The 25,496-nt window shown below is 41.8% G+C and carries 25 protein-coding genes; 10 read left to right on the plus strand and 15 right to left on the minus strand.

Annotated elements, in window-relative coordinates; all coding sequences use genetic code 11:
* The 7 genes from JUI58_RS08005 to mscL form a co-directional block, all read left to right on the plus strand.
* Positions 1–330, plus strand: a 330-nt coding sequence (locus JUI58_RS08005) for a hypothetical protein (RefSeq protein WP_204103241.1), incomplete at its 5' end; no start/stop codon positions are given.
* 24 nt (positions 331–354) lie between these two features.
* The gene (gene menA, locus JUI58_RS08010) at positions 355–1,266 is read left to right on the plus strand and encodes a 2-carboxy-1,4-naphthoquinone phytyltransferase (protein WP_204103242.1); all 912 of its coding nucleotides are present in this window, start codon (positions 355–357) and stop codon (positions 1,264–1,266) included.
* Position 1,267: 1 nt separating this feature from the next.
* Positions 1,268–2,194 carry an o-succinylbenzoate synthase gene (locus JUI58_RS08015; RefSeq protein ID WP_204103243.1) on the plus strand — a complete coding sequence of 309 codons (927 nt, stop codon included), beginning with the start codon at positions 1,268–1,270 and terminating at the stop codon, positions 2,192–2,194.
* A 55-nt stretch (positions 2,195–2,249) separates the two neighbouring features.
* Positions 2,250–3,608, plus strand: coding sequence for a 2-succinylbenzoate--CoA ligase (locus JUI58_RS08020; RefSeq protein ID WP_204103244.1), 1,359 nt, complete (start codon positions 2,250–2,252; stop codon positions 3,606–3,608).
* A 6-nt stretch (positions 3,609–3,614) separates the two neighbouring features.
* Positions 3,615–4,970, plus strand: a complete 1,356-nt coding sequence (locus JUI58_RS08025; RefSeq protein ID WP_204103245.1) for a cobyrinate a,c-diamide synthase — start codon at positions 3,615–3,617, stop codon at positions 4,968–4,970.
* 221 nt (positions 4,971–5,191) lie between these two features.
* A complete protein-coding gene (locus JUI58_RS08030) occupies positions 5,192–6,151 on the plus strand; it encodes a hypothetical protein (RefSeq protein WP_204103246.1) in 960 nt (319 codons plus the stop codon).
* Positions 6,152–6,738: 587 nt separating this feature from the next.
* Positions 6,739–7,173, plus strand: coding sequence for a large conductance mechanosensitive channel protein MscL (mscL, locus tag JUI58_RS08035; RefSeq protein WP_204103247.1), 435 nt, complete (start codon positions 6,739–6,741; stop codon positions 7,171–7,173).
* 101 nt (positions 7,174–7,274) lie between these two features.
* Here the strand turns inward: mscL and JUI58_RS08040 are convergent, their stop codons facing one another.
* The 8 genes from JUI58_RS08040 to JUI58_RS08075 all read right to left on the minus strand — a co-directional run bounded on the left by JUI58_RS08040 (position 7,275) and on the right by JUI58_RS08075 (position 16,407).
* A complete protein-coding gene (locus tag JUI58_RS08040; protein WP_204103248.1) occupies positions 7,275–7,817 on the minus strand; it encodes a hypothetical protein in 543 nt (180 codons plus the stop codon).
* A gap of 6 nt (positions 7,818–7,823) precedes the next feature.
* Positions 7,824–8,471 (minus strand): hypothetical protein, encoded by a 648-nt coding sequence (locus tag JUI58_RS08045; RefSeq protein WP_204103249.1) that lies wholly within the window; start codon positions 8,469–8,471, stop codon positions 7,824–7,826.
* 111 nt (positions 8,472–8,582) lie between these two features.
* The gene (locus tag JUI58_RS08050) at positions 8,583–10,277 is read right to left on the minus strand and encodes a GH3 auxin-responsive promoter family protein (RefSeq protein WP_204103250.1); all 1,695 of its coding nucleotides are present in this window, start codon (positions 10,275–10,277) and stop codon (positions 8,583–8,585) included.
* An 87-nt stretch (positions 10,278–10,364) separates the two neighbouring features.
* A complete protein-coding gene (locus tag JUI58_RS08055; RefSeq protein ID WP_204103251.1) occupies positions 10,365–11,648 on the minus strand; it encodes an aminotransferase class I/II-fold pyridoxal phosphate-dependent enzyme in 1,284 nt (427 codons plus the stop codon).
* A gap of 218 nt (positions 11,649–11,866) precedes the next feature.
* A complete protein-coding gene (locus JUI58_RS08060; RefSeq protein ID WP_204103252.1) occupies positions 11,867–15,304 on the minus strand; it encodes a GAF domain-containing protein in 3,438 nt (1,145 codons plus the stop codon).
* 134 nt (positions 15,305–15,438) lie between these two features.
* Positions 15,439–15,654, minus strand: coding sequence for a KTSC domain-containing protein (locus JUI58_RS27660; protein WP_204103253.1), 216 nt, complete (start codon positions 15,652–15,654; stop codon positions 15,439–15,441).
* Positions 15,651–15,830 (minus strand): hypothetical protein, encoded by a 180-nt coding sequence (locus JUI58_RS08070; protein ID WP_204103254.1) that lies wholly within the window; start codon positions 15,828–15,830, stop codon positions 15,651–15,653. Before JUI58_RS08070 ends, JUI58_RS27660 begins: the two co-directional genes overlap by 4 nt.
* On the minus strand, positions 15,823–16,407 hold the full coding sequence (locus tag JUI58_RS08075; protein WP_204103255.1) for a hypothetical protein: 585 nt from the start codon (positions 16,405–16,407) through the stop codon (positions 15,823–15,825). The genes JUI58_RS08070 and JUI58_RS08075 overlap by 8 nt, the downstream gene beginning before the upstream one ends.
* Before the next feature lie 348 nt (positions 16,408–16,755).
* Between JUI58_RS08075 and xth the strand changes: the two genes are divergently transcribed.
* The 3 genes from xth (at position 16,756) to hypE (ending at position 19,079) form a co-directional block, all read left to right on the plus strand.
* On the plus strand, positions 16,756–17,544 hold the full coding sequence (gene xth, locus JUI58_RS08080; protein WP_204103256.1) for an exodeoxyribonuclease III: 789 nt from the start codon (positions 16,756–16,758) through the stop codon (positions 17,542–17,544).
* Between the two features lie 56 nt (positions 17,545–17,600).
* The gene (locus JUI58_RS08085; RefSeq protein ID WP_204103257.1) at positions 17,601–17,909 is read left to right on the plus strand and encodes a DUF2235 domain-containing protein; all 309 of its coding nucleotides are present in this window, start codon (positions 17,601–17,603) and stop codon (positions 17,907–17,909) included.
* A gap of 120 nt (positions 17,910–18,029) precedes the next feature.
* Positions 18,030–19,079: a hydrogenase expression/formation protein HypE gene (hypE, locus tag JUI58_RS08090; protein WP_204103258.1), complete on the plus strand. Its 1,050-nt coding sequence runs from the start codon at positions 18,030–18,032 to the stop codon at positions 19,077–19,079.
* Here hypE and hypD read toward each other — a convergent pair.
* From hypD to JUI58_RS08125, 7 genes are all read right to left on the minus strand, one after another.
* On the minus strand, positions 19,062–20,195 hold the full coding sequence (gene hypD, locus JUI58_RS08095; protein WP_204103259.1) for a hydrogenase formation protein HypD: 1,134 nt from the start codon (positions 20,193–20,195) through the stop codon (positions 19,062–19,064). The genes hypE and hypD overlap by 18 nt on opposite strands.
* Positions 20,196–20,207: 12 nt before the next feature.
* A complete protein-coding gene (locus JUI58_RS08100; protein ID WP_204103260.1) occupies positions 20,208–20,447 on the minus strand; it encodes a HypC/HybG/HupF family hydrogenase formation chaperone in 240 nt (79 codons plus the stop codon).
* Positions 20,438–22,801 (minus strand): carbamoyltransferase HypF, encoded by a 2,364-nt coding sequence (hypF, locus tag JUI58_RS08105; protein WP_204103261.1) that lies wholly within the window; start codon positions 22,799–22,801, stop codon positions 20,438–20,440. Before hypF ends, JUI58_RS08100 begins: the two co-directional genes overlap by 10 nt.
* Positions 22,802–22,803: 2 nt before the next feature.
* A complete protein-coding gene (gene hypB / locus JUI58_RS08110) occupies positions 22,804–23,565 on the minus strand; it encodes a hydrogenase nickel incorporation protein HypB (protein ID WP_204103262.1) in 762 nt (253 codons plus the stop codon).
* A 3-nt stretch (positions 23,566–23,568) separates the two neighbouring features.
* A complete protein-coding gene (gene hypA / locus JUI58_RS08115) occupies positions 23,569–23,913 on the minus strand; it encodes a hydrogenase maturation nickel metallochaperone HypA (RefSeq protein WP_204103263.1) in 345 nt (114 codons plus the stop codon).
* A 121-nt stretch (positions 23,914–24,034) separates the two neighbouring features.
* Positions 24,035–24,565, minus strand: coding sequence for an N-acetyltransferase (locus JUI58_RS08120; RefSeq protein ID WP_204103264.1), 531 nt, complete (start codon positions 24,563–24,565; stop codon positions 24,035–24,037).
* Between the two features lie 109 nt (positions 24,566–24,674).
* A complete protein-coding gene (locus JUI58_RS08125) occupies positions 24,675–25,355 on the minus strand; it encodes a class I SAM-dependent methyltransferase (protein ID WP_204103265.1) in 681 nt (226 codons plus the stop codon).
* Positions 25,356–25,496 lie beyond the last annotated feature (141 nt).

The raw sequence follows: 25,496 nt of genomic DNA on the forward strand, positions 1-25,496 counted from the left end.
AATGTAAAAACAGCGAGCAAGATGTTTGTCCTTTGGACACGCTATACGGACGCACTACCCCCATTATGTCAGTTTTTTAAAAATAGCGAGCAAGATGTTTTTAAAAATAGCGAGCAAGATGCTCGCACTACCTCAATTATCATGTATTGTAGTGGGAGCGTCTCGCTCCCTAGCTCTAATTATCCGGAGCAATATTGTAAATTTGCAACTTTGAGATGCACCCAACGGGTGCATCTCAGTTTTGTAAAAATAGCGAGCAAGATGCTCGCACTACCCCCATTATGGTTTATTGTAATTATTCGGAGCAATGTTGTAAATTTGCAACTTTGAGATGCACCCCTATTGTTCATTGAAATGACCACAACTCCTTTAACTCAACCCGATCGCCGCCAACTTTGGTACGCTGCAATTAAACCTCCCATGTACACCGTTGCTGTTATTCCGATTACCGTCGGCACAGCAGTTGCTTATGGTCAAAATTATGGCTTAGATTGGAGCATCTTTCTGACTTTTTTAGGGTCTGCGATCGCGATTATAGCATGGATGAATCTCAGTAATGATTTCTTTGATTCAGAAACAGGCATCGATCGCAATAAATTACACTCAGTTGTTAATTTGACGGGCAATAAATTTTTAGTGTTCTGGTTGAGTAGTTTATTTTTACTCTTGGGGATTTTAGGTATTGTTTCTATTTCTTGGCGACAACAAGACTGGATGGTTTTAGAATTAATCCTCTTATCCTGTGCATTAGGATATAGCTATCAAGGACCGCCTTTTCGTTTGGGATATCAAGGACTGGGGGAATTTATTTGTTTTGTTAATTTTGGACCCTTGGCGATCGCCGCAGCATATTATTCTCAAACTCAAAGTTTTTCCTCCACAGCATTTGCAGCTTCAATTTTGATTGGTATTACCACTTCTATTATCCTATTTTGTTCCCATTTTCATCAAGTAGAAGACGATCTAGCAGCAGGAAAGCGATCGCCGATCATTCGCTTAGGAACAAAACTAGGGGCAAAAGTTTTAGCAGGTGCAACGGGAAGTGTTTTTATCTTTACGCTTTTATTTATCGCTTTAGGCTATTTTCCTCTCTGGACATTACTGCTGTTTTTAAGTCTTCCTTTGGCTTATCAAGTCGTTCATTTTGTTTGGCAAAATCACGATATTCCTGATAAAGTCAAAATCTGTAAATTTATTGCAGTCAAGTTCCATTTTTGGAGTGGTCTATTATTATCTCTCGGTTTTATTCTTCCCAAGTTTATCTAACATGGTTTATCAAGTTGGGTTTGAGGTTTATCAATATCCCTTTAAACAACCCTTACAAACTCATCATGGAAGATGGGACATACGGGAAGGAATTATTGTGGAATTGGTAGACGAGAAAAGGAAAAGAGGAAGAGGAGAAATCGCCCCTATTCCGTGGTTTGGATCGGAAACATTATCTCAAGCCTTGCAGTTTATGCAGCAATTGGGAACAAAAATTAGCCGAGAAGATATCTTTACTATTCCCGATCGCCTTCCTGCTTGTCAGTTTGCTTTTGAATCTGCCCTGCAAGAGTTGGAACAACCCGAAATCTTAGAAAATAATTCTTCTCCTTTCTCTTATTCTTATCTTCTTCCTGCGGGTAACTTCGCACTACAACAATGGCAAATAGGGTATGAGGAAGGAGGAAGAACATTTAAGTGGAAAATCGGTGTTGCTTCTGTTGTAGAAGAATTAAAGATATTGCAGCAATTAACTCAGGCTTTACCGATTGATGTTACTCTCCGCTTAGATGCCAATGGCGGACTAAATCTAGATACCGCAAAGCATTGGTTAGAAGCAGCAGATCGAGTCGGAAATATTGAGTTTATCGAACAACCTCTACCCCCGCAAAATCTATCAGAAATGATAAAATTACAAACAGCTTATGCTACCGATATCGCCTTAGATGAATCTGTCGCGACTTTAGCAAAATTGGAACAGTGTTATCAGGAAGGATGGCGAGGAATCTATGTTATCAAAGCTGCGATCGCCGGATCGCCTCAACGTCTCCGAAAAATCTGCAAAGAGTATGCGATCGATGCAGTTTTTTCCTCTGTTTTTGAAACAAAAATTGGCAGAAAAGCAGTCTTACAACTTGCAAGGGAATTATCTTCTCCTCAACGTGCTTTAGGATTTGGCGTTGATTCTTGGTTCGATATTCGCTTCTAATTAAGTTGAAGAATAGGCTGTGGATTTTGCATAATCCAAAAGAAATATAAATATTATGACTCTCAAAGAAACACTAAAAAACAGACAGAAAGAAGATTGGTTAATTTGCGATCGCGCTAACCAATTCTATGACCTTGTGGAAAGCTATCGCCAATTTTTACAACAATGGGATAATTCCGCGAAAGTTTTGCTGATAGAAACAAATCCACTGCATTTTCTAGCAAAATTTTGTGCTGCTGTTATAGAAAACTATCCAATTTTTCTTTGCAATCCTCACTGGGAATATAAAGAATGGGAACAAGTATTTTTATTAGTTCAACCCAATCTCATTTGGGGAAAATTACCCGATTCTAGTTCGCATTTCAAAGAATCTAAAGAAGTGCAGACGATACCCTTAGAAGCGAGAATTATGATTCCTACGGGAGGAACTTCTGGAAAGATTAAATTTGCCCTGCACGATGGTTGTTCGCTTTCTGCCTCAGTGCAAGGATTTCAGAAATATTTTGCTCAAAAATCCATCAATTCTTTTTGTATTTTACCCTTATATCATGTCAGTGGCTTAATGCAGTTTTTGCGCTCTTTATTAACAGGAGGAAAAATCGTAATTTTACCGTATCAATCTTTAAAACAAGGAGAAATAGGGATTACAAATCCTAGGGATTTTTTTATCTCCCTTGTCCCAACTCAACTGCAATCTTTACTCGATTTAAACCCTCAATGGTTGTCTCTTTTTCAAACAGTTTTATTAGGAGGTGCGCCCCCGTGGAAAAAGTTGCTCGATCGCGCACGGCAATGTAAGATTAAACTAAGCCCTACCTATGGCATGACGGAAACAGCTTCCGGAGTTGTGACGCTGAAACCCGCAGTATTCCTAGAAGGTAACGAAAGTAGCGGCCAAGTCTTACCCCATGCGACCCTGGAAATATTGGGCGATCGTGAAACAAAATTAGCAGCCAATCAAATTGGGACGATTCATATTCAAGCAAAATCAAACTATTGGGGGTATTATCCCCATCCGCATCGGTTTTTAAAAACCGCGATCGCCACCGACGATCTCGGCTATCTTGACGAGGAAGGCTATTTATACTTGGTTGGTCGCAAAAGTCACAAAATTATTACTGGCGGGGAAAATGTCTTTCCTGTAGAAGTGGAAACCGCAATTTTAGCCACGAATTTAGTGCGAGATGCCTGCGTTGTTGGCATTCCCGATCCAACATGGGGAGAAGCGATCGCCGCCGCTTACGTTCCCCAAAAGTCGGCGATCGCAGAAACTGAAATTCAGCAGGCATTAGCAGGAAAATTAAGCAAATTCAAACAGCCCAAATATTGGTTAGCACTACCTGAATTGCCAAGATGCGATCGCGGTAAACTCAATTACTCTCAAATTAAACAATTATTTATCCCCCAAAAATAAACAACAATGGCATTAATTATCGCTGGAGAACGAAGCGGATCGGGAAAAACGACAATTACCATGTCCCTGCTGGCTTTTTTAGCGCGTCGCGGTCATAAAGTCCAATCTTTTAAAGTGGGTCCTGACTACATCGATCCCATGTTTCATACCAATATCACAGGACGTTTTTGCCGCAATCTCGATCCAATTTTAACCTCAGAAGAATATGTAAAATCTTGTTTTCTCAAACATAGTCAAGATGTTGATTCTGTTATCATTGAAGGCGTAATGGGCTTATTTGATGGTATCAAAAAACAAGAAGCAGATATTAACGATTATGCCAGTACTGCCCATATTGCTCGCATTTTAAACATTCCAATTTTATTAGTAATTGATTGTAGTAGTTTATCCGGTTCGATCGCCGCGATCGCCCACGGTTTTCGTTCCTTCGATCCGCGCCTCAATATCGCCGGAATTATTCTCAATCGTATCGGTAGCGATCGCCATCTAGAACTGCTACAAGAAGCCCTAGAACCCCTCGATTTACCCATTTTAGGAGTTTTGAAACGTCACACCGAAATCACCATCCCTGCCAGGCATTTAGGATTAATTCCCACCGACGAACTCGACAACCTAAAAGAGTTAGGCGATCGCCTAACAGAACTCGCCCAAAATTGTTTTAATTGGGAACAATTACTGCCCCTCCTCTCCCCCCCATCCTCCCATACTCCCCCATTTTCCCACACTCCCTACACTCCCAAAAAAATAGCGATCGCCCGCGATCGCGCCTTCAGCTTCTACTATCAAGATAATTTAGATATATTAGCCTCTCTGGGAGCCGACTTAATCCCCTGGAGTCCGCTAGAAGATGAAGTATTACCCGACAATATTCAAGGGCTATATTTTGGGGGAGGATTTCCCGAAATGTTTGCCCGAGAATTAACTGAAAACAAATCAGCACGTCACGCTGTTTTAGAAGCAATTAAAGCCGGAATGACTACTTATGCCGAATGCGGAGGATTAATGTATTTGTGCGAAAAACTGATTGATTTTGCCGGAGATAGTTGGGAAATGGTGGGCATTTTACCGACAACAACAATGATGGGAAAACGATTAAATCTCGGCTATCGAAAGGCGATCGCATTGCAAGATAGCCCTTTAATTAAAACTGGAGAAATAATCTGGGGACATGAATTTCATCGTTCTTCCTTAACCTGCGAACCCGATAAGCCTTTATTTTCCTTGCAAGGGTATCGCCGACCGAGTAAAATGGAAGGATGGCAAGGCGATCGGCTTCATGCTTCTTATCTACACTTGCACTGGGGAAACCAACAACAATTAGCGCAAAGATTTTTAGAGGATATGATAGGACTTACGCATTAACGGGCAAGATGCCCGCACTACTATAACAGGAGAATACAGTAGTCTCGCTCCCTAGCTGCGTAAGTCCTATTAGTGCAATTACATAGATGGCGATCGCACCTCGCAATAATGCTAAAATATAATGAATATAAAGCTAGTGGGAGTTATTCTCTGGTCTGGTCATCGAAACGGGAATTAATAGATAATCCGGTCAATACAATTAGAGATTAATCAAACAAAATATGGATAATATTCTACAAAACGCAATCCAATCTATCCAGATTGGAGTTGAAGACTATCAAGCAACTGATCCTCGGCGAGTATTATCAGCAATTAGGAATGTGTCTGCGGGTGTACTCTTGCTTTTTAAAGAAAAACTGCGTCTCCTTTCTCCGCCAAACTCAGATGAGGTACTAATAAAACAAAACATAAGGCCAACCAAAAGAGATAATAATGTTATTTTTCTTGGCCATGGAAAGAAAACAGTAGATCTTCACCAAATTAAGGAACGTTTTTCTGGATTAAATATTAATGTTGATTGGACTCGTGTAGATAAAATCATAAAAATAAGAAATGAGATAGAGCATTATTATACAAGTCAATCTGAAAGTACAGTCAAGGAGCTTCTATCTGATTCATTCATAGTTATTCGAGATTTTCTTATTTCTCAATTGAACTATCAACCTATTGATATTCTCGGAGAAGAAACTTGGAAGACTCTTCTTCAAATTACAGAAGTTTATGAAAAGGAATTGCAAGAATGTAGGCAGCAAATGAAAGCTGTTGACTGGAAATCTGAATCATTAAAAAAGGCCATAGAAAAACTCCGATGTCCTAGTTGTCATTCTGAGTTAGTAAAACCTGTTGATATAGGTACTGAAGATCCAGTATGGTCAGATTGCTATTGCTCATCATGCGGACACGAATTTGGATTAAATGATAAAACCATAGAAAAAGTTCTTGATGACTATTTTGGTCTTGAAATCTACCTATCATATAAGCAGGGAGGTGAAACCCCAATTGCGACTTGTCCTGAATGTGGTCGTGAGACATTTGTATACGAGGAAGGAAAATGCGTTGTTTGTTTGGAAAGCCTTTGTTACACTAAGTGTATGATATGTGAAGAAGGTCTAGGCCCAGACGAGCAAATATTTGAAGGATTGTGTAGCTATCATTATCATTCCGCAACAAAAGATGATTGAAATGATTGATGATTTATAAGAGCGATCGCCGATCGCGTAGGATGGGTTAGCGACAGCGTAACGCATCACAAAGTTAAGCGATCGCACAAACTCATTATTGAATTTTAGCGATCGCGTTACTATTGTACCAGTGTAGCTCGTTCTGTAGCGCGATCGCCTTTTTTAATCTTGATTTAAACCGATCGAAGACTGCATAAAACTACCATTACTGAAAACTATGCTATTTTTCTCCTATGAAGCGATCGCAATACCTCCACGATCGGGTATTGTAGTGGGAGCGTCTCGCTCCCTAGTAGTCTCGCTCCCTAATAGTCTCGCTCCCTAGTAGTCTCGCTCCCTAGTAGTCTCGCTCCCTAGTAGTCTCGCTCCCTAGTAGTCTCGCTCCCTAGTAGTCTCGCTCCCTAGAGTCCTAATTATTTGAGGAAATGTTGTCAATTTGCTTGCAACTTTGAGATGTACCCTTGCACTGTAGTTTTAAGTTGTTAATGTGACAAAGAATAGATATACTTTCAAGATAGATTAATGGATGAATCAATCATAATCTTTGTTTAAAAAATCAATTTAACCCTTAAACTTGAGGCAAAACAATGACATCTCGTAATGGAAAGCGTACATTAATAAGCGACTTTCGTGATTTTATTATGCGAGGGAATGTAATTGACCTGGCTGTTGCGGTCATTATTGGAGGCGCATTTGGTAAGATCGTTACTTCATTCGTCGAGAATATCATTACTCCGCTTATTTTAAACCCAGCCATGCAAGCGGCTCAAGTTGATAAGCTGGAGAATTTAGCGTCTGGTGGTATTCAATATGGTTTGTTTTTAGCAGCTATTTTGAACTTTTTGGTCATTGCTTTTTGTATGTTTCTGATAGTTCGTAGTTTTGAAGGGGCAAAAAAACGCTTGACTCGAGAAGAGGCGATCGCGGCACCGGAACCCACTCCCGATCCATCAATTGTGGCACAAGAAAATTTAACTCAAGCGGTTGAAAACCTCACAAAAGTTATGGAACAAAAAACATAAAGAGAAGTAAAGGCGATCGCGGCTTTCCTTTTAGTGAAAAATACGAGGATTGGCGATCGCCTGGCTAGAATGAGTCAAAGAGGGATTAAAATCAACAAGACTTAATTCTCAAATAAATCATCTAAACCAACTGGAGTCTTGGAAAATATCTTCCTTAATTTTGCACGAACTTTACTTTCTTGTACTCGTCCGGAGAATGCTTGACAGATATCCGCATGAGAAACATTATTTTTGTTTGCCGTATCATAAACACAAAAAGCTCTGCGATCGTCATCAGTTTTTATCGATCGTATGTCGTGACAAATTGCCTGAATAGCTCCAAAAAATGTTCTGTCTTTTCCTCGCTTCTTATCTAAATTCAACTTAGACTGAATTTTTCTCAATAATTCCTCTTTAGAACAATACGTCTTACGGTTGACTGACATTCCTTTATCTTTGACATCATTAAAAGCGAGTGGTTTAATGTTTCCCGTTTCTTCATCAATATGAATGGGTGAATAAATTTGTCTGATTAATCTTTCCTCATCTTCTACAATTTTGGGAGAATCATTACTGACTGAGATAGTTTCACAGGTACATTGAGGATCGTAATTTTGTACAAACTTGCATTTTTGTTGTGCTTTAAGAATATCCGAGCAATTCATAAATAATCAAATTTTTTTCAGTAGATTGTGCAGTTCTATCGGAAATTGAGTATCTTGGAGAAGTTCAATAGAATCTACTCCTATCTCATTATCGTTATCAGTCCCATAATACCAAAATGTTCCATCTCCTTCAAAACAAATTTCCGCATAAAGACCGTCTTTTTCCCAATATAAACCAACGGTGCCACTACCTCCCAGCATTGGTTTTGGTATATCGATCGATTTGGGTAATCGCTTAATCAAAAAAATACAATCCTGAATGGTTTGTGATGTCGGTACTACTCCATCATATCCATCCCAATCATTAGGCAAATCCAAATAAGAGGAAATAGTCTTAATAAGATTGTTGAATTGAATTTGCCAAGTTGTAACTTTTTCCGAGTTGAAGAAAAGAATGTTTTTTAGAGAATTTTCAATAAAGTTTAATAATGAAATTCCTGTTAACCAAATAATTGAAAAAATAATAAGTATTCCGACAAGAGGTAAAACGACAAGAGGCAATATAAAAAAAGCAATATAAAAAGGAAAAGATTGCTCTATATCTAGAATTGTTTTTCTCTCAGATGAGAAATCATTTACAACCCTTATAACTACTCTAAATTGCTTTTTTTCAGTTTGTTTTATATCAAAATCTTCAAGACAAAGATAACTCATTTTATGACTTCCTGTCCCTCAGATTTGGAGGCCAGGGGGCGAAATATTATTGAATTGAGGGTTTGGAGACCAAACCCCTACCAATTATAACAAACTTCATAATATTTTCATCTAAAGTTCGATTTTTTGCACAACATTTAAGCCTTGAAGAAAACCGCGATCTTCGCTAATATGAGGAAACTTGAGATGAGCATCAGACATTCCCTTATCGAGTTGTCGCTGACGCACGATCGCGAAACTTCCAGGGGCTAAAATTTGTAGTCGAGGGGGAGGAACTTCAGACGATCGCACGGTTGTATAAGGATTATTAAATTCTCCTAACCAATACTCAAAACGATGCAGAAATTTTTGCGGATCGTCCAAGGTTTGTCCGTCAGCTAGTTCTATATTGACTAAATAGCGAGAAGGAAATTCATTATCAGACAAAGTAATACAAAAATCATCTAAATCTAAGTTAAATTCTTGACTTAATGCTTGCATGACTTGGGTTGCATGAAATTCCGTTGTTTTTTCCGTTGTTGCTGATAATAAGCCCCCGCGTCGATGGCGAAAGACGATTATGGGAGTTTGTTCGTAGAATCCCAAAATCTCCACAATATCGCCAATATCGTAACGGTAAATGCCACTATAACTCGTTACCAACATTCGATAACTTTGACCAATTTCAACTTCACTGGGTAAAAGTGTTTTTGGATTTTCCTGATCCCAATCTTCCTCGGGGATAAACTCGTAAAAACCAGTATCGATCGATAAAATAGTTCCCGCTTGGTTCAGATCGTAAGAGACTCCAAATGTTCCTTCTGCACTGCCATAAACGCCGCCAAAAATGGGGGTATCTCCGAAATAATCAGGAAAACGTTCAAAATAAAAATCGGAAGTTCCTCCCATTGCTGTAACAATGAAAGATAAGTCCGGCCAAGCTAATTTAGGGGTGAGTCTTCCCTCTGTATTTAAAATATTCTCTAATTGAGTTGCACGCTGAGGATTAGCGCCTAATTTTTGCTCTAATTGATAGCGTAATTTCGGTTCAATTTTGACCCAAGAGGCGATCGCCCCCGATCGCAAATCGCCAATTAAATCTGAAGCATATTTTTCTAAATAACCACAAGTCCGCAAAACTAACATGGGAAAATTTGTCCCAACTCCTCCTACAGACGGATTTTTTAAAGCAAATAATAAACAAACATAATGGCGCGATAAACTATCAGCAATGCTTAATGTATCGTAGGGCATTGCTAACAAAGGACGATAGAGTAAATGACTGCTGCGAATACTTCCCACCGTTACGGGACCGTAATCAATACCACCACTGGTGACTCCTTGAACATTAATTCCATTGGTTGTTAATAGCTTGCCAAACCTAAATTTTCTGGGGGGATCTTGTTGTTTGCTACGCGCTTCTAAAGCCGCGATCGCAAAACCAAAAGCCGCTAAATTCGGTTTGCCCAAATTCTTTTGATAGCGTCGCGTCACGGGAATTTGTTTTTGTTTCCCCGTGGAACCACTTGTCAAACTAACGTAAACCACCGGATCGGGATTGAGAATATTTTGTTCTCCCTTAGCAATGCGCTCCGTATAAGGATCGTAACTACTATAAGGAAGAATGGGAACACGATCGCGGAACTGCCCCACTGTAGTAATGTTGCCAATGCCAAACTTTTGCCCCAATTCCGTATCTTGATGCGATCGCAGCATCTCCAATAAAAACTGTTCTTGTACAGCTTCAAGGGCGCGAGTTTTGCGGATAAAATTAGTTTTGGCACGTCGAGTAACGGCACGTAAAACCGGAAAAATTAAATCGGGCATTGATTGAACAATAACGAACAGTAAATAATCAACAACAAAGGCAGAAAAATTGCGCTAACTTCATGAGTTAGCGCATTAACTTGTGTTTTAGCTTACCTTGTCCGTGGAAGCATAAACCGCCTCTCGCGTGGCGACCATTGCCTCCACCAACCGATCCATGTCCTCCCGCGTATGGAGGGCATTTGCCGTAATTCGCAGACGAGGTTTAGCAATAAACCATATAGGAGAAACCCAAATCCCATATTCATCCATTAAATGGTTGGCAAAGGGCTTCGGGCTAAGTTCTGGGGGTAAAATAACCGGAATCACATTGGTTTCTCCGATCGGATTAAATCCAGCCTCGTACAAGCACGATCGCAGATAGCGCGTATTCGCCTGTAACGTCTGAACAAGTAGAGGATTTTGTTTGACTTGACGAATACTGGCCAACGCAGCAGCAGTAACCGGAGGAGGCAGAGAAATAGTACCGATGGAAGTGGGGGAAGCATCCAACAGGTCGATTAACTCCCGAGAATGACTGCTAATGGCGGCTCCAGCCGACGCAGCAAACTTCGAGAAAGTCGTCATGATAATAGGTATCACGCCTCGATCGAGAACCGATTGAGGGGTAATGCCGAAATGCTCGTAAATTCCCCGTCCTGTCTTGCCGATCGCACCACTAGCATGAGCCTCATCCATAACGATGACACTACCGGGATAGTTTTCCAAAATATCCAACATTCCAGGTAAAGGGGCAATATCCCCATCCATCGAGAAAACGGCATCAGAAACAAGCATAATGCGATCGCCAGCACGGGCATAACGACGCAATTTACGCTCTAAGTCATTGAGATCGCAGTGACGATAGGCTTTAACTCGAACCTCGGGACTTTGACTGAACATTTTCCCCGACCGATTATCAGCATTGGCAATGGCAGAAACAATACAACCGTGATTAAGAATATCGGTTAAAATTAACGTTTCTCGCGTATTGCGAAAGCCCGGTACGGTAATCGCCAAATGACAGAATCCATCCATTAAGGCTTGCATCGCCATCCAAGCATTGAGAAATAGCTGGGTATGGGGAAGATGCTTAAAAGCCGAGATTTCCTCTTCGAGTTGGCGATGAATGTCAATGCGACCGCTCAACACCGAACAAGAACTGTTAGAAGTACCATATTGCCATATCGCATCAACGGCTGCTTGTTTGACTTCCTCTGATTGAACCAAACCCAAAACATCATTCGTGCAGAAGGTGAGGAGCTTATGGCGCTTCCCTGTGGCCGGGTCTTCAACGTCAACGAAATTGCCCTGCTTGTAATGGCAGATGAATTTGTCTGGATAAAGCCCGCTTTTGTAAAGGGCTTGCATATACTCTTGGACAACTTTCACTGTGTATTCTCCTCATCTCCTAGTCTCTTTGATGATTCTAATAGGGTACATTTCCGCGTGCAGATTTTGGGGATCGAAGATCCATTTCCCATAATGGTCATCGGTAATAGAGAATTGGCTAATTTTCCCCTCTTCCTGTTCTTCCTTTGTTCCTTTTTTGGGGTTTTCTGTTCCCTACTCCCTACCCCCTACTCCCTACTTCCCTACTCCCTACTTCCCTAAAACCCTTCTCTATCATCCTTTTCAGCTTTCTTGCGAATCTCGTCAAACATGATCTCTTCAAAAATTAGAGTTCCCACAATACGGTTGAACTCTTCTAGCTGACGCATATCGCGATCGCTAAAACTGGTGCGAAATCCTTCGGGAATATCTTGATAATCTTCTGGGCGATGGTATTCCGACGGATAACCCGGTTTTTTCTTATTCACCAGTTGCAAAATTCCCATTAAATCGTTTTCTTGATTGAAAATGGGCATACAGAGCAAACTACAGGTTCGATAGTGGGTTTCTTTATCGGATTGCATGGCCATGGCCGAACGTGCCGTATCGTTATAGAGGTCGAAATCCACTTTGAGAATTTGGGAATTATATTCGGGGTTATTACGAGGATTTAAGGCGTATTCGGCGGCTAAACCCGCATAGCCGGCACCGATAGGTAGGGGGGGGATACTGAAGAGTTGCAAGCCTTCATTGCCCACATAGCCCTCGCTAATTAAGGTTTCATCATCGCGATCGAAGCGCCATAAAGTACAGCGATCGGCATTAACTAATTCTCGGGCGGCTTTCATGACTTCTTCGGCGCTGTTTTCTCGACTACTGTTTAAGACCCAATGCTGTGCCTGCATTAAGGCGGAGGCATCCTGCTGGACTTGGAACATTTGACAGAAGGAAAGACAGCCCTGGAAAAAATGAAAAAATGAGTCCGAGGTGCGATAAAAGTTGTCGATATCGGCATGAACAAACCCTTTATAATCCGCTTTTGAGCGGTTGACCTTTCTTTTGGGGGGAGTGGGAGAGGTGTGGGGAGGATTCTTACTCGGGAAGGATACCGTTTTCATTAATTTCCGGGATGCTTCGATCACGGCGACTAATTTTCCTCGGCGATCGCTGACGGGGAAAAAAACAGAAGAACGATCGTATTCTGCTGTTGGGATCGTACTGGGAATATGAACGTATTTACTTTTCTGCCAGCGTGCGACTAAGGCGATCGCGTTATCATCTTCGAGGGAATATTCAATGCGACGAAAGTGGGTGGCGTGTTCTTTCCTTTCTGGTAAAATTGTCCAGAGTTTATTCACATTTGTATCGAATAAATAAACCCGCGCTGTTTTTGCACCGAGGGCAATACGAGCAACTTCTGACATATTTTTTAAACTGGAATAGAGAATTTCGTAATTCTCCAGTTCGGAAAATTGTCTGGCATTTTGTAACACCATGGCCGCTTGAGTATTAAAGGCTTCCATGCGTCTTTCGTCATCTTTGCCAAAGCTAATCTCAAAACATTCCGGGGCTTCGTCTGTATAGCTTGGTGTGGGCTTGGAAAAACCTTCTCGCGTCTTATTGACCATTTGAGTGACACCAATCAGTTTTTTGCGCTGAGGAGAAGATTCGTCATACCCCAAAACGGGCATACAGAGTAAACTACAAGTGCGATAGTCATTTCCAAGATCGAACTGTTTCGCTGTTGCAGACCCCGCTTGTTCGTAAACGTCAAAGAGAATATTCAACGGTCGATAATTTCCATTTTGTGCCTGTTTGGCCACCTGACCTGCAAACCCCTGACCGACTTTGAGATAGGTTTCCTTCACCCCTCCATCTTCCGCCGGAATTTCTGTCCACAGTTGTTGCTTGGTAAAATCCAAGATCCACAGGGTGGCGCGATCGGCATTTAATAATTCTTTTGCTGCATTCATAATCTGTTGCAGGGCTTCGCTAAACTCTTCGCTACTTTGGCTCAGGGCTTGAGCCGCTTTGGTGGATTTAACGCTACCTTTGAGATGTTGGGTGAGGTTATAGTAGATTTGAATGCCTTCTAACATTCTCAGAATCGTTGAAGAGGAAACCAGTTGTAAAAATTTTTTCTCGTCTTCTGGGGTAAAACCAAGACTGCTGTATTGTTCGGCATCATTTTCTTGGGGATTGAGAGGGGGGACGCGATCGCCTTTGCGAAGTTTATTAATAAATTGAATCACCGCAAAAACTTCATCCTCTTCATTTTTTAAAGGAATGGTCAATAGGGTATGGGTTTTAAAGCCAGTCCTGCGTTCTTGTTTTCTGATTTCTTCGGAATTTTCGTGTACTCTTGCCGGATAGGGAATATTCAGCGATCGCCCTATCTCCGCCACTCGTCCAGAAATTCCTCGACCCACGGGAACCGAAATTTCCAGAGGATTGTTGGGCTGTTGCCTGTTCCCTGTTCCCTGTTCCCTGTCTTGAGCAAAAATTGACCAAAGGCGATCGCGATCCTCGTTAACAAAATAAATCGTCGTGCGTTCGGCTTCAAGCCACGTTCCGATATTACTGGCAATGGAACCCAAAGCAAGGCAATACACTCGCCGCAGTTCCTCCAACCATTGAATATTTTCCTCAATATTGGTAGATTGAATAATGCTTTGGCGTTGTTTGCGGAGTTTGATCGCATCCCGAGAAATTTCTTGTTCGAGATGAGAAATAGCTGCTGCGAGGGGAGAAGATTCTCCTGAAGGGAGGGAGTCCGATTCTGGGATAGATTGATTTTTGACAATTAACTGGGGAACTAACGGCTGCGGGAGATTGCCTCGGATTTTCACCCGTTCCGCTTGCAGTGCCAAACACCCCATTTCAAAGGCTTCGTTAACCCCCTCGCCATAGCCGATCCAGCGATAAAACTCCGTAGTAAATAAATTTGCCCCTTCCCTTCCCATATCCGCATCAATGGCGATGGTAGCTGTAATGCAGTCGGAAATTGCATCAGCTTGCAGGACCGATAAACAGCGATCAAGGATGACACATTTCAGCGATCGCCCAAATTCTTGAAAGAGTTTTGTGAGTTGCCCCGGATCGAGTAGGCAAGCATCTTGGGTTTCGCTGGCAAAAATCAAGCCTTCTAGGGCATCTGCGCCGCAAAAATGAATTAAATGAGGTTGTTTTTGGGCGATGGCCAGGGTTAAATCTTCATAAAAGATGGCGGGTAGTTTTTCAACGCTAATTTCTTTCCCTTGGGGGGTTTTCTGTACCACCTGTTTAATTCTGGTGGTTTCTTGCTCTAATTCTGTGGGTTTTGTCGTGTGAGGACGAGCAGATACGACTAAAATTTTGCTAATGGGGAGACTCTGTTGGCGAGAAGAGGCTGAATTGGGCAATCGCGCCGCATCTTTAGCGGAGAGTGCCTGAAATTGAAATCCTTGGGTCCACAAAATTTTATGTTTCCCCGTCGCCAGTCCGCGAATGGTGACAAGATCTATTCCTCCCGGTTTGAGAGCCAACATTTGTTTGCGAACCCAGTTAAAGAGTTTGTGTTGTTGGTAGAGTTGCGCCCCTTCCAGAAAAATTCGCAAGGCGCGATCGCGGCGATCGATACGACTGTCCATGCCTTTAGGATTGAGTTTCTCGTTGAGGAGAAGCGCGATCGCTTGCGGATTCCCTTGTTTCGCTTGCTGAAATAAATTCGAGGGCATGAGAAGAAGAGGAAAGAGGGAAGAACAAAACCTTTAACCTTTCTCCTTTTTACTCTGAGGGTAGAGTTTTTTTCAACAAAAAAAAAGCGCAGGACTCCCCGCTTGTACGCAAAGCGTTGAAGCCTTGAGGGTATTCAGCCAACTTTGCGGTAAGAGTAACTAGCTTTCTTAACGTGTTGGTCGAAATATGATCCATGCGAGTTAGCTGCCATTAAGTTAGCATAAATTGATGAAGGAACCCTGGAATATTGATAAATACCACCATGAAGAAACTCAACTTCTAATATTTGGGTACTTAAGTCATATCCAACTGATCCAATGTTCGATGATGATACTGGAGTTCTATTCATTGTGTTTCCTTCTTTATATGTGTATAGCTGACTAATAATGAGTTGGGCTGATAGTCTGGGAGTTTTCTTGCTTGTCCCGATCGCGGTGCTAAGAATGTTTTTAGAAGGGAATGCGATCGCCTCCCAATTCTCATCAATTTTTTTACGTTGGGCTGTTTGAGCGCTTGGCTAGACATTTATTATCCAGTCTAATTGTTTTATTGCACTATCGAATTTATTATCTAACCGTAAACCATCGTCCTGCATTTTTGTAAAAATACTTCTCCATATCGGAGTACCTTGTTTTTTTTCAATTTTTGAAGGAAAATGAAGTTCTTTGCATAGAAGATGACCAAGTTTGCCATATTCAATATTAATAAGCCGTGGATTTGATATGCCTGCACGTCTCGCTAACTCCGAACGACTTAAACTCTTATGTTGATAATGAATTTGCAACATCTTTCTTTTTTTATTATCAATATAGTCCTTTATGTTATTTAATGCAGAAAGGTAGTCTTTGACTGAAATCTCAGATTTATTATTAATACATATATCTCTATCTGGCTTACACCATCCATCAATAATATCCATAGATTGTAAAATAATATCTATTTGGTTTTCATCTTTCAAGGAATCGCAGAACTCATCAAACTTTTCAAGAATTTCTGACTTGTCTTTTCCGAGAAAATATTCTTCTTCTGCGATACTAATTAGCTCCTTTATGGGTTTGCTTCTTGTTAATGCTTTTTCAATGTTTTTATTTATTTTATTCATGACTTATTCTCCTTTGATTCCCAATAGTTTTGTGTTTGACTTAGGGCATATTGATAATCTGATAATGTCATTTTATTAGTTCAATATCAACATATTCTCCCGTTATTCTGACACCTAATTCTCTGGCTGTATTTCCAATTTTAGGTTTTTCAAGTGACTCATCAGCCCTCATTGCTCTATACAATTGCATTTTTTTAGCTTGTTTGACAAAAGAATAGGAGTTACAGCCAACGAGAGAATGCGGATTTTCGCTTATTCCGAACTCAGGTTAATATACTTCGTTAAATGGTGTAATCTCTTGATATACAACTATATGCTATAAAGATTTATGGTATTGACATTAATCAAATGAAAATTGCAACTTGGAATGTTAACTCAATTCGCACTCGTCAAACTATCGTCCAAAATTGGTTACAAGCTAATCCTGTTGATGTTCTCTGTTTGCAGGAGACAAAGGTTATCGATGCAGACTTTCCTCGCGAACCCTTTGAATCTCTCGGCTATCATCTCTATATATCGGGACAGAAGGCTTATAACGGTGTGGCTCTTTTCAGTAAAAAACCATTACAAGATGTGAAAATGGGCTTTACAGAAACAGTAGGGACAGAGATCGCGGGAGAGTTTGAGAAACAAAAACGAGTAATTTCTGGAGTTTTCGATGATGTCAGAATTGTTAATCTTTATGTTCCCAACGGTTCGGAATTAGATAGCGATAAATATGATTATAAATTGCGCTGGTTGCAAGTATTACGAGAATATTTACAAAGATTGCGAGAAAAAGGGGAACTTTGCGTCTGCGGTGATTTTAATATTGCTTTAGAAGACCGCGACATTTACAATCCCAAGGGCAAACACAAGCATATTATGGCTTCTCCTGCGGAACGTCAAGCCCTACAAGAAGTGTTAAGTGTTGTAGGATTAACGGATATTTTCCGCCAGTTTACAGGAGAGACAGGGCATTATAGCTGGTGGGATTACCGTCGCGGCGGTTTTCCTAATAATCGCGGCTGGCGCATCGACCATCATTATCTCACTTCTGGACTAGGCGATCGCGCTACGAGTTGCAGCATTGATATCGAACCGCGAAAACTCGAAAAACCCAGCGATCATGCTCCAGTTATTGTTGAGATTAATTAAATTATCTCACTCAAATCAAATATATTGTTTGTTGTTTAAGTTAAAGGAGAGATTTAATGCAGAAACGTTTAATTGTTTGTTGTGATGGAACTTGGCAAACCTTAGAGAGTGCTTACCCAACAAATGTGGTTAAAATTGCCCAAGGGATTAAAACCCAGGACAGTCAGGAAATTCCGCAAATCCTGTACTATGATGAGGGACTGGGGATCGAGAATAAAGTCGATTCCTTTTTTGGAGGCTCTTTTGCTGTTGGACTGAGTAAAAATGTTCAAGATGCCTATCGCTTCCTCTGTTTTAATTACGATCCAGGAGACGAGATTTATTTATTTGGTTTTAGTCGCGGTGCCTATACCGTGCGAATTTAGGTGGCTTAATGTTTTATTGCGGTTTGATGGGGCGATCGCAGAAGGGAGAGAAGAATCTCAAATAGAGTCACGCTTAAACAAAATTTTAACAAATCTTGGTTAGTTACACCTAAATTATTTATGACTTCTGAATTCAACCTCACCTGTCCTCTTCCAATTCAAAACTATCCCCATATTTTACTTGCTCATGGAGGGGGTGGGAAGCTGATGCACCAACTCATTGAGCAAGTATTTTTGCCGGCTTTTGGTACGGAAAATAAACCCCAACATGACGCGGCAATATTATCATTAAACCGCGATCGCATTGCTTTTACAACGGATTCTTATGTTGTACAGCCGCTCATTTTTCCAGGGGGAGATATTGGCACTTTAGCGATTAATGGTACTGTCAATGATTTGGCGATGGCTGGTGCAAAACCTCTCTATCTTAGTGTGGGTTTTATTCTCGAAGAAGGGCTATCTATGACAACTCTCTGGCAAATTGTACAGTCAATGCAACAAGCTGCCCAAGAAGCCGGAGTTTCTATTGTTACGGGGGATACGAAAGTAGTTGAGAAAGGTAAAGGAGATGGTATTTTTATTAATACTACGGGGATCGGTATTGTGGAACACGATCGCCTCATTCACCCGAGGGCAATTCAACCTGGAGATGTGGCGATCGCCAGTGGAGATTTAGGACGACATGGAATCGCGATTATGGCTACTCGTGAGGGTTTAGAATTTGAAACAACAATTGAGAGTGATTGTGCGCCTTTGCATGAGATAATTGCTGAGTTGTTGGCCGCAGGTTTAAACCTTCATTGTTTGCGGGATTTGACTCGGGGAGGTTTAGCTAGTGCGCTGAATGAATTGGCGATCGCCTCACAGTTAGGAATTCATCTCGATCAGACTCAAATTCCTCTCCGTGAAGATGTAAAAGGTGCTTGTGAATTGCTGGGTTTCGATCCTCTTTATGTTGCTAATGAAGGGCGATTTGTTGCTATTTTACCTGAGTCTGAGGCTGAGAAAGCCTTAGCTATTCTACATCGTTATCCGGACTTGTGCGATCGCGCGGCAATTATAGGCCGTATCACTGCCAATAATGGGGGCTTAGTGACAATGCGAAACCAAATTGGCTCAACTCGCATCGTTGAACTCCTTAGCGGACAACAGTTACCGCGCATTTGTTAGTATTTCGGGGGACATTTTTGTTTCTCGATAAAGATAGTAGGCAGCACAGGCACCTTCTGAGGATACCATCGGCGCACCCAAAGGGTTTTCTGGGGTGCAGTCTGTGCCAAATGCTGGGCAATCATGGGGCTTTTTGAGTCCCCGCAAAACCTCTCCACTGATGCAGACTTGAGGAGTTTTAGGGCGATCGCAGTGGAATTGCTGGAGTTGTGAGGAAAAACGAACCCGAGCATCATACTGTTGGTATTGCCCTCGTAATCCTAGCCCACTGGCGGGAATTTCGCCAATACCGCGCCATTCTCTAGGGACGGGTTCAAATACTTCCTGCATGAGTTTTTGGGCGCTTAAATTGCCCTGTTTCTGGACAGAGCGTTTGTATTGATTTTCTACCAGCGCCTGGCCTGTTTCCAGTTGTTTTAAACAGAAATAGATTCCTTGGAGGATATCCACTGGCTCAAATCCTGTCACTACAAGGGGAATCTGATATTTTTTGGCGATCGCCTCGTATTCGCCATAACCCATAACCGTACAAACGTGACCTGCTAATAAGAATCCCTGCACTTGACAGTTAGGGGCAGATAAAAGAGCTTCCATTGCAGGAGGAACTAATACATGGGAAACCAATAAAGAAAAATTGGCTAGATTTTGTGCTGCGGCTTGATAAACCGTCATGGCTGTTGCGGGTGCAGTGGTTTCAAAGCCTACCCCAAAAAAGACGACTTCGCGATCGCGGTTTTCCCTGGCAATCGTGAGAGCATCTAAGGGAGAATAAAGAATGCGAACATCGCTCCCAGTTGCTTTCACACTCAGTAAGTTCTTTTCAGTTCCGGGAACTCGTAACATATCTCCAAAAGAACATAAAATCGTATTCGGTAAAGAGGCGATCGCTATAGCAAGATCGATCGCTTCTGTGGGAGTAACGCAGACAGGACAACCGGGACCGTGAATTAAGGTAACGGTATCAGGCAATAAAGTATCTAAACCATATTTAACAATAGAATGAGTTTGGCCGCCACAAATCTCCATAATATTCCAAGGACGAGTCACTAATTTGGCGATCGCCTGAGTATATTTTTGCGCCAATTCTGCATCTCGAAATTCATCAATATATTTCATAGTATTATTTATTTATTGGTTATTGAGTGCCGCGATCGCCTCTAAATCCTCTAATGTTTCTCGAGCGGATTCTGCATCGATAATACTCAAAGCAAAGCCCACATGAACCACTACATAGTCATCAATTTTAGCTTCAGGAACATAAGCCAAACTGATATTTTTAAGAATTCCTCCAAAACTTACTTTTGCAGTTATTGTCAGAGGGTCTTCTCCTGTAATACTGATAATTTTCCCTGGAATAGCTAAACACATTTTTTAGAAGCCCTTGAAACAATATTTGGAATAATACTTGATTTAGACTGATATCTTAAAGCCGCAAAAATTTGCCCAACGGATAAACCGCCATCATTGGGGGGGATAGATTGTGCCGAATAGACTTTGTAGCCAAGTTTTTGCAGGCGATCGCGCATTTGAGCAAGTAAATAGCAATTTTGAAAGCATCCTCCCGAGAGAACTATATTTTGCCGAGAAATCACTCCCTCTTGAGTTAGAGATTGTAAAATTTTTATTGCTATTTCCACCAAAGTATGATGAAATTTAGCTGCAATTGTACCTAACGAAACTTTTCTTTGCATTTCCTGGAGAATTGTCAGAATTATAGGACCATAATCGATTTGTAAGGGTAAATTTAAGGAAGATTTTGCCTTGGGAGTCGGAAGCAGGTTAAATGGATAATAATCGGCTGGATCTGTTGGTGTAACTGCAAATTCTAGGCTCATGGCTGCTTCCCCTTCATAAGTTGCGTTTTGACATAATCCTAAGAGAGAGGCGATCGCATCAAAAAGTCGCCCCATACTTGAAGTTAAAGGAGTATTAATCTGGCGATCGAGAATAGTTTTAAACTGTTTCAATTTAGCTGAAGAATGACCCTGAAAGGGGGGTAAATCTCGTAAATTCCAGGCAGTTTCCCCGCAGGTATCCCCAAGTAATCCTAATGCAATTCGCCAAGGCTGTTTTACGGCTTGTTCTCCTCCAGGTAAACGAAACTGTTTTAAATGAGCAACTCTTTGCCAGCCATCGGGAGTAACTAAAATGAATTCTCCTCCCCAGATCGTACCATCTAAACCATAGCCGGTACCATCCCAAGCTAATCCCAAAACTGGAGCATTCAATTGATGGTCTGCCATTACCGCTAAAATATGGGCATAATGGTGCTGTACTGGTAAAATGGGGAGAGCCAAACTGTGGGCAAACTGACTCGATGGATAGTCAGGATGGGCATCGCAAACTACTAAATCTGGCTGAAAATCATACATTTTACTGAGACTTTTAATTGTATCTTTAAATGCTACTAAAGATTCTATATTTGTTATATCTCCAATATGTTGACTTAAGAAAATTTGCCGATCGCAATATAAGGCGATCGTGTTTTTTAAGTGACCACCCACAGCCAATATTTTCCGGGTTGGATCGCCTTCTGGTATCATCAAAGGTAAAGGAGCATAACCTCGCGATCGCCGCAACCAGAGGGGAGTATTACCCAACAAAGCCATTACCGAATCATCTACAGGACGCAGGATTGGGCGATTATGCACTAAAAAGCTATCGGCAATGCCCTTTAATGCTAGAATGGCTGCGGATTCATCAATGCAAATAGGTTCTCTAGCACGGTTGCCACTGGTCGCGACTACGGGAAAACCTAACTCCTGCATGAGAAGATGATGTAAGGGAGTATAGGGCAACATCGCGCCAATATTGGGGTTTTTGGGCGCAATATTAAGGGGAAGAGGACTGCCATTGCGACGGGGTAATAAAATAATGGGTGCTTGAGGCGATCGCAATTGTTTTTCTGCCTCTGGGGATACCTCACAATCTTGATAAATTCTCTCTAGATCGGGATACATTAGTGCGAAAGGCTTACTGGGGCGATACTTGCGTTGACGCAGGGTTTGCACGGCAGTTTCGTTGCAGGCATCCACCATGAAATGAAAACCCCCTAAGCCTTTCACAGCAACGATTTCTCCTGCTTTGATCCCTGCGATCGCTTCTTGTAATGCTTCCTCCTCCCGAGCCTTACAATTGCCGTTAAGATCCCAAAATTGAAGTTGGGGACCGCAACGGGGACAAGCATTAGGTTGAGCGTGAAAACGGCGATCGCCAGGATCCTCATACTCCCTTTGACATTCGGGACAGATCGCAAACTGTTTCATTGTCGTTTGAGGGCGATCGTAGGGCAGATCGAGGATAATACTATAGCGGGGACCGCAATGGGTGCAGTTGGTGAAAGGGTAACGATAGCGGCGATCGCTAGGATCACCAATCTCCTTTAAACAATCTCGACAAGTCGCAATATCTGGCAAGATCGAAGCCGTTTTTTCCCCTTCGCTACTGGGTTGAATGGTGAAATCAGTATAACCGATGGCATCTTGCCATTGTACCTGCTGCGATCGCACCTGTGCTAAAGGGGGTAATTCTCTCTCAAAACGCTGGAGAAACTGCTCTAATTGAGAGATATCCCCTTCTATGGCGATCGCGACCCCTCGAGGGGAATTATGTACCCACCCCACAAGGTTTAATTCCTTGGCCAACCGATAGACAAAAGGACGAAATCCGACCCCTTGGACGGTCCCTGTGACCTCTAAACTCAGGCGTTTGTGCTGTAGCATGGTTAAACAGGATTTTTGACCAAACAGCCCTCAAGTAGGCGATCGCACCATTGCGCCATACCTAAGCCAGTTTTAGCGGAAACTTCAAATACTTGTGCTTGAGGTGCGAGTTGGTGCAGATTCTTTAAAGCTGTGTCGCGATCGAATTCCACCGCAGCAGCGAGATCCATTTTGTTGGCGATCGCAATATCAGCAGATTTAAACATCGTGGGATATTTCAGGGGCTTATCTTCTCCCTCAGTGACAGAAAGTAACACTACCCGCAAATTTTCCCCCAGATGATAAGCTGCGGGACAAACCAAATTACCCACATTTTCAATAATGAGCAAATCGAGGTCATCTAGGGGAAGTTGATCAGCCGCTTGGCGAATCATAGACGCTTCGAGATGGCATAATGTACCCGTAGTAATTTGTACGACGGGAACCCCCGTATTTCGCAGCCGTTGGGCATCATTATCCGTAGCGAGATCCCCGACAATTACTCCTACTCTGACACGAGTTTGTAACTGTTCGATCGTCTTGGTAATCAGAGTCGTTTTGCCCGATCCTGGACTAGAAAGAATGTTAATAACGTAGAGATGGCGATCGGCAAAATAATGGTGATTTTCGTGAGCCAAGTGATCGTTTTTAGCGAGAATCGAGCGCTCGATTTGCAGCGATCGGTGAGGGCGATCGGTAGCCTCACTCACTAAGATATCTTGCTTTGAGAGAGTGTGTAAATGAACGGCAGTATTTTCCTTTTGACAGCCACAAATTCCGCACATAGTTTAGGAAACCTCCAAGGATGAGAGTTCGATTTCGCGTCCCGATACAATTTTAGCGCTTAAATGCTGGCAGTCGGGACATTCGTAAATATAGGTATCAACGGGATGAAAATTGCGATCGCAATCAGGACAATGACAAAGAATAGAAACCATTTCGATCTTGAGGGTTGCCCCTTCTGCTATAGTACCTCGAGTCACCACATCAAAGGCAAAATTGAGGGCATCGGGAACAACTCCAGAGATTTCCCCAATCTGCATTTTTAGATGATGAATTCGGGTTGCATTTTGCTCTTGTGCATAGGCGATCGCGATCTCTAGAGTCTGTTCCATTAAACTAACTTCGTGCATTATTTTTTGCTCTGGGATAGCTAATTGTTCCTTAGTTTGCACAAACAGGGGCGATCGGCTTCGTCTGGCATAAAAAATGAAGAATCGGAGGACATAGCAGATCATTACTTGATATTAATTATTATCGCCAATATTCCGGCTTATTTAACCCATCACAACAGATAACCTTACCCGAAAAAGAGGCGATCGCACCAGGACGAAGTTCTTGTACCATCCAAGCATCTGCATTTTTTTCCAGAATAGGATAAGTTGCCTCAAACCCGAGGTTTCCTGCGGGTTTAAATCCATAACGAGGATAATATTCTGGGTGTCCGAGGACAAATATCAAATCGAATCCTGCTTGTGACAAAAGTTCTAATCCTCTTTGAACGAGCTTACCACCAATGCCTTGTTTTTGAGCATCTGGGACGACAGCAAGGGGGGCTAAAATGGCGATCGCGATATTTGCATCTGTTGTTAAATGTGCTTTGGTAAATAAAATATGTCCCACGGGTTGCTCGTTTTGCAAAGCAAGGAGGGATAAAAGCGGTTTTGCACTGCGATCGCGCATCAGGTTTTTCACAAGTTCCGCTTCAGCTTCCCCACCAAACGCCAAACGCTCTACCAATAATACATCATCGAGATCGGTATCCAAAGCCTCTCTAATTTCCATTTATCCTCCTATCTCAGAAATCATTCTTCCCAATTGCCTATTATAGATTAGATGCGATCGCGAAAATCGACGACTCAAAATTTCTAGCGCTCAGTGCCATTTGATATCACTATATTCTACAAACTCGCATCATTTCATTACCACCTTTTTGAAATTCATAGTTTACTCCTTCAATGCGAATTTGATATCCTTGTGCTGTTAATTCTGCTTGCAGGGGATCGAGATGCCACGATCGCACCCCCGTAAAGTTCTCTACAATAGGAAAAATGCGGACTTCCTTGGCAATACGACACATTTCCCGAATAGCATCAAGGTGAAATTCTAAGGAAAATTGCTCAGAATAGCTAAACAAAAAATGACCGCATAAAGCCAGATCGAATTGGCGATCGCCAAAAGGAAGATCGGGTAATTCTGCAACAATGTAGCGTTTCTCAGCAATTCCCTTTTCTAAATCTGCCAAAAACTGTTCCATTGCTGCCATTCTCAAGTCTCCCAACCGCTTAGGAGAATCAATCTCTTGCCAAACAAATTCAGCAAAATTTTGTGCTAATTTTTCAATAATAACGGGATAAGTTTCTTCAATACGCTGACGAATTTCCTCAACCCTAAATTGATAAATGGGATCGCAAGAAATCACCTGACATTGCTGTTGAGTCATTTCCGTATTAAAACTAGACGGACCCCCCGCACAATCAAGGATAGAGGCTCTAAAATCACCCCTCGTTAAATGAAACATATTGATATAATTGTCTAAAGAACGTCCCCAAGGAACAACCTGTTCGAGTTTCATTTCACTAATCACTAATCACTATCAACTAATCACTATCAACTAATCACTATCAACTATCAACTATCAACTATCAACTATCAACTATCAACTATCAACTATCAACTATCAACTATCAACTATCAACTATCAACTATCAACTAT

The sequence above is a fragment of the Spirulina sp. CCY15215 genome (assembly GCF_016888125.1).
Lineage (GTDB): Bacteria > Cyanobacteriota > Cyanobacteriia > Cyanobacteriales > Spirulinaceae > CCY15215.

What these genes read in the sequence shown, in the direction of transcription:
- JUI58_RS08070 (WP_204103254.1), bottom strand. Translation starts at nt 15,830, where the DNA reads ATGTCTAGCCAAGCGCTCAAACAGCCCAACGTAAAAAAATTGATGAGA.
- JUI58_RS08050 (WP_204103250.1), bottom strand. Translation starts at nt 10,277, where the DNA reads ATGCCCGATTTAATTTTTCCGGTTTTACGTGCCGTTACTCGACGTGCC.
- JUI58_RS08030 (WP_204103246.1), top strand. Translation starts at nt 5,192, where the DNA reads ATGGATAATATTCTACAAAACGCAATCCAATCTATCCAGATTGGAGTT.
- JUI58_RS08025 (WP_204103245.1), top strand. Translation starts at nt 3,615, where the DNA reads ATGGCATTAATTATCGCTGGAGAACGAAGCGGATCGGGAAAAACGACA.
- hypA (WP_204103263.1), bottom strand. Translation starts at nt 23,913, where the DNA reads ATGCACGAAGTTAGTTTAATGGAACAGACTCTAGAGATCGCGATCGCC.
- JUI58_RS08060 (WP_204103252.1), bottom strand. Translation starts at nt 15,304, where the DNA reads ATGCCCTCGAATTTATTTCAGCAAGCGAAACAAGGGAATCCGCAAGCG.
- JUI58_RS08120 (WP_204103264.1), bottom strand. Translation starts at nt 24,565, where the DNA reads ATGGAAATTAGAGAGGCTTTGGATACCGATCTCGATGATGTATTATTG.
- JUI58_RS08045 (WP_204103249.1), bottom strand. Translation starts at nt 8,471, where the DNA reads ATGAGTTATCTTTGTCTTGAAGATTTTGATATAAAACAAACTGAAAAA.
- hypE (WP_204103258.1), top strand. Translation starts at nt 18,030, where the DNA reads ATGACTTCTGAATTCAACCTCACCTGTCCTCTTCCAATTCAAAACTAT.
- mscL (WP_204103247.1), top strand. Translation starts at nt 6,739, where the DNA reads ATGACATCTCGTAATGGAAAGCGTACATTAATAAGCGACTTTCGTGAT.
- xth (WP_204103256.1), top strand. Translation starts at nt 16,756, where the DNA reads ATGAAAATTGCAACTTGGAATGTTAACTCAATTCGCACTCGTCAAACT.
- JUI58_RS08100 (WP_204103260.1), bottom strand. Translation starts at nt 20,447, where the DNA reads ATGTGTTTAGCTATTCCAGGGAAAATTATCAGTATTACAGGAGAAGAC.
- hypB (WP_204103262.1), bottom strand. Translation starts at nt 23,565, where the DNA reads ATGTGCGGAATTTGTGGCTGTCAAAAGGAAAATACTGCCGTTCATTTA.
- JUI58_RS08085 (WP_204103257.1), top strand. Translation starts at nt 17,601, where the DNA reads ATGCAGAAACGTTTAATTGTTTGTTGTGATGGAACTTGGCAAACCTTA.
- JUI58_RS08040 (WP_204103248.1), bottom strand. Translation starts at nt 7,817, where the DNA reads ATGAATTGCTCGGATATTCTTAAAGCACAACAAAAATGCAAGTTTGTA.
- hypD (WP_204103259.1), bottom strand. Translation starts at nt 20,195, where the DNA reads ATGAAATATATTGATGAATTTCGAGATGCAGAATTGGCGCAAAAATAT.
- JUI58_RS08075 (WP_204103255.1), bottom strand. Translation starts at nt 16,407, where the DNA reads ATGAATAAAATAAATAAAAACATTGAAAAAGCATTAACAAGAAGCAAA.
- JUI58_RS08020 (WP_204103244.1), top strand. Translation starts at nt 2,250, where the DNA reads ATGACTCTCAAAGAAACACTAAAAAACAGACAGAAAGAAGATTGGTTA.
- JUI58_RS27660 (WP_204103253.1), bottom strand. Translation starts at nt 15,654, where the DNA reads ATGAATAGAACTCCAGTATCATCATCGAACATTGGATCAGTTGGATAT.
- JUI58_RS08015 (WP_204103243.1), top strand. Translation starts at nt 1,268, where the DNA reads ATGGTTTATCAAGTTGGGTTTGAGGTTTATCAATATCCCTTTAAACAA.
- JUI58_RS08125 (WP_204103265.1), bottom strand. Translation starts at nt 25,355, where the DNA reads ATGAAACTCGAACAGGTTGTTCCTTGGGGACGTTCTTTAGACAATTAT.
- menA (WP_204103242.1), top strand. Translation starts at nt 355, where the DNA reads ATGACCACAACTCCTTTAACTCAACCCGATCGCCGCCAACTTTGGTAC.
- hypF (WP_204103261.1), bottom strand. Translation starts at nt 22,801, where the DNA reads ATGCTACAGCACAAACGCCTGAGTTTAGAGGTCACAGGGACCGTCCAA.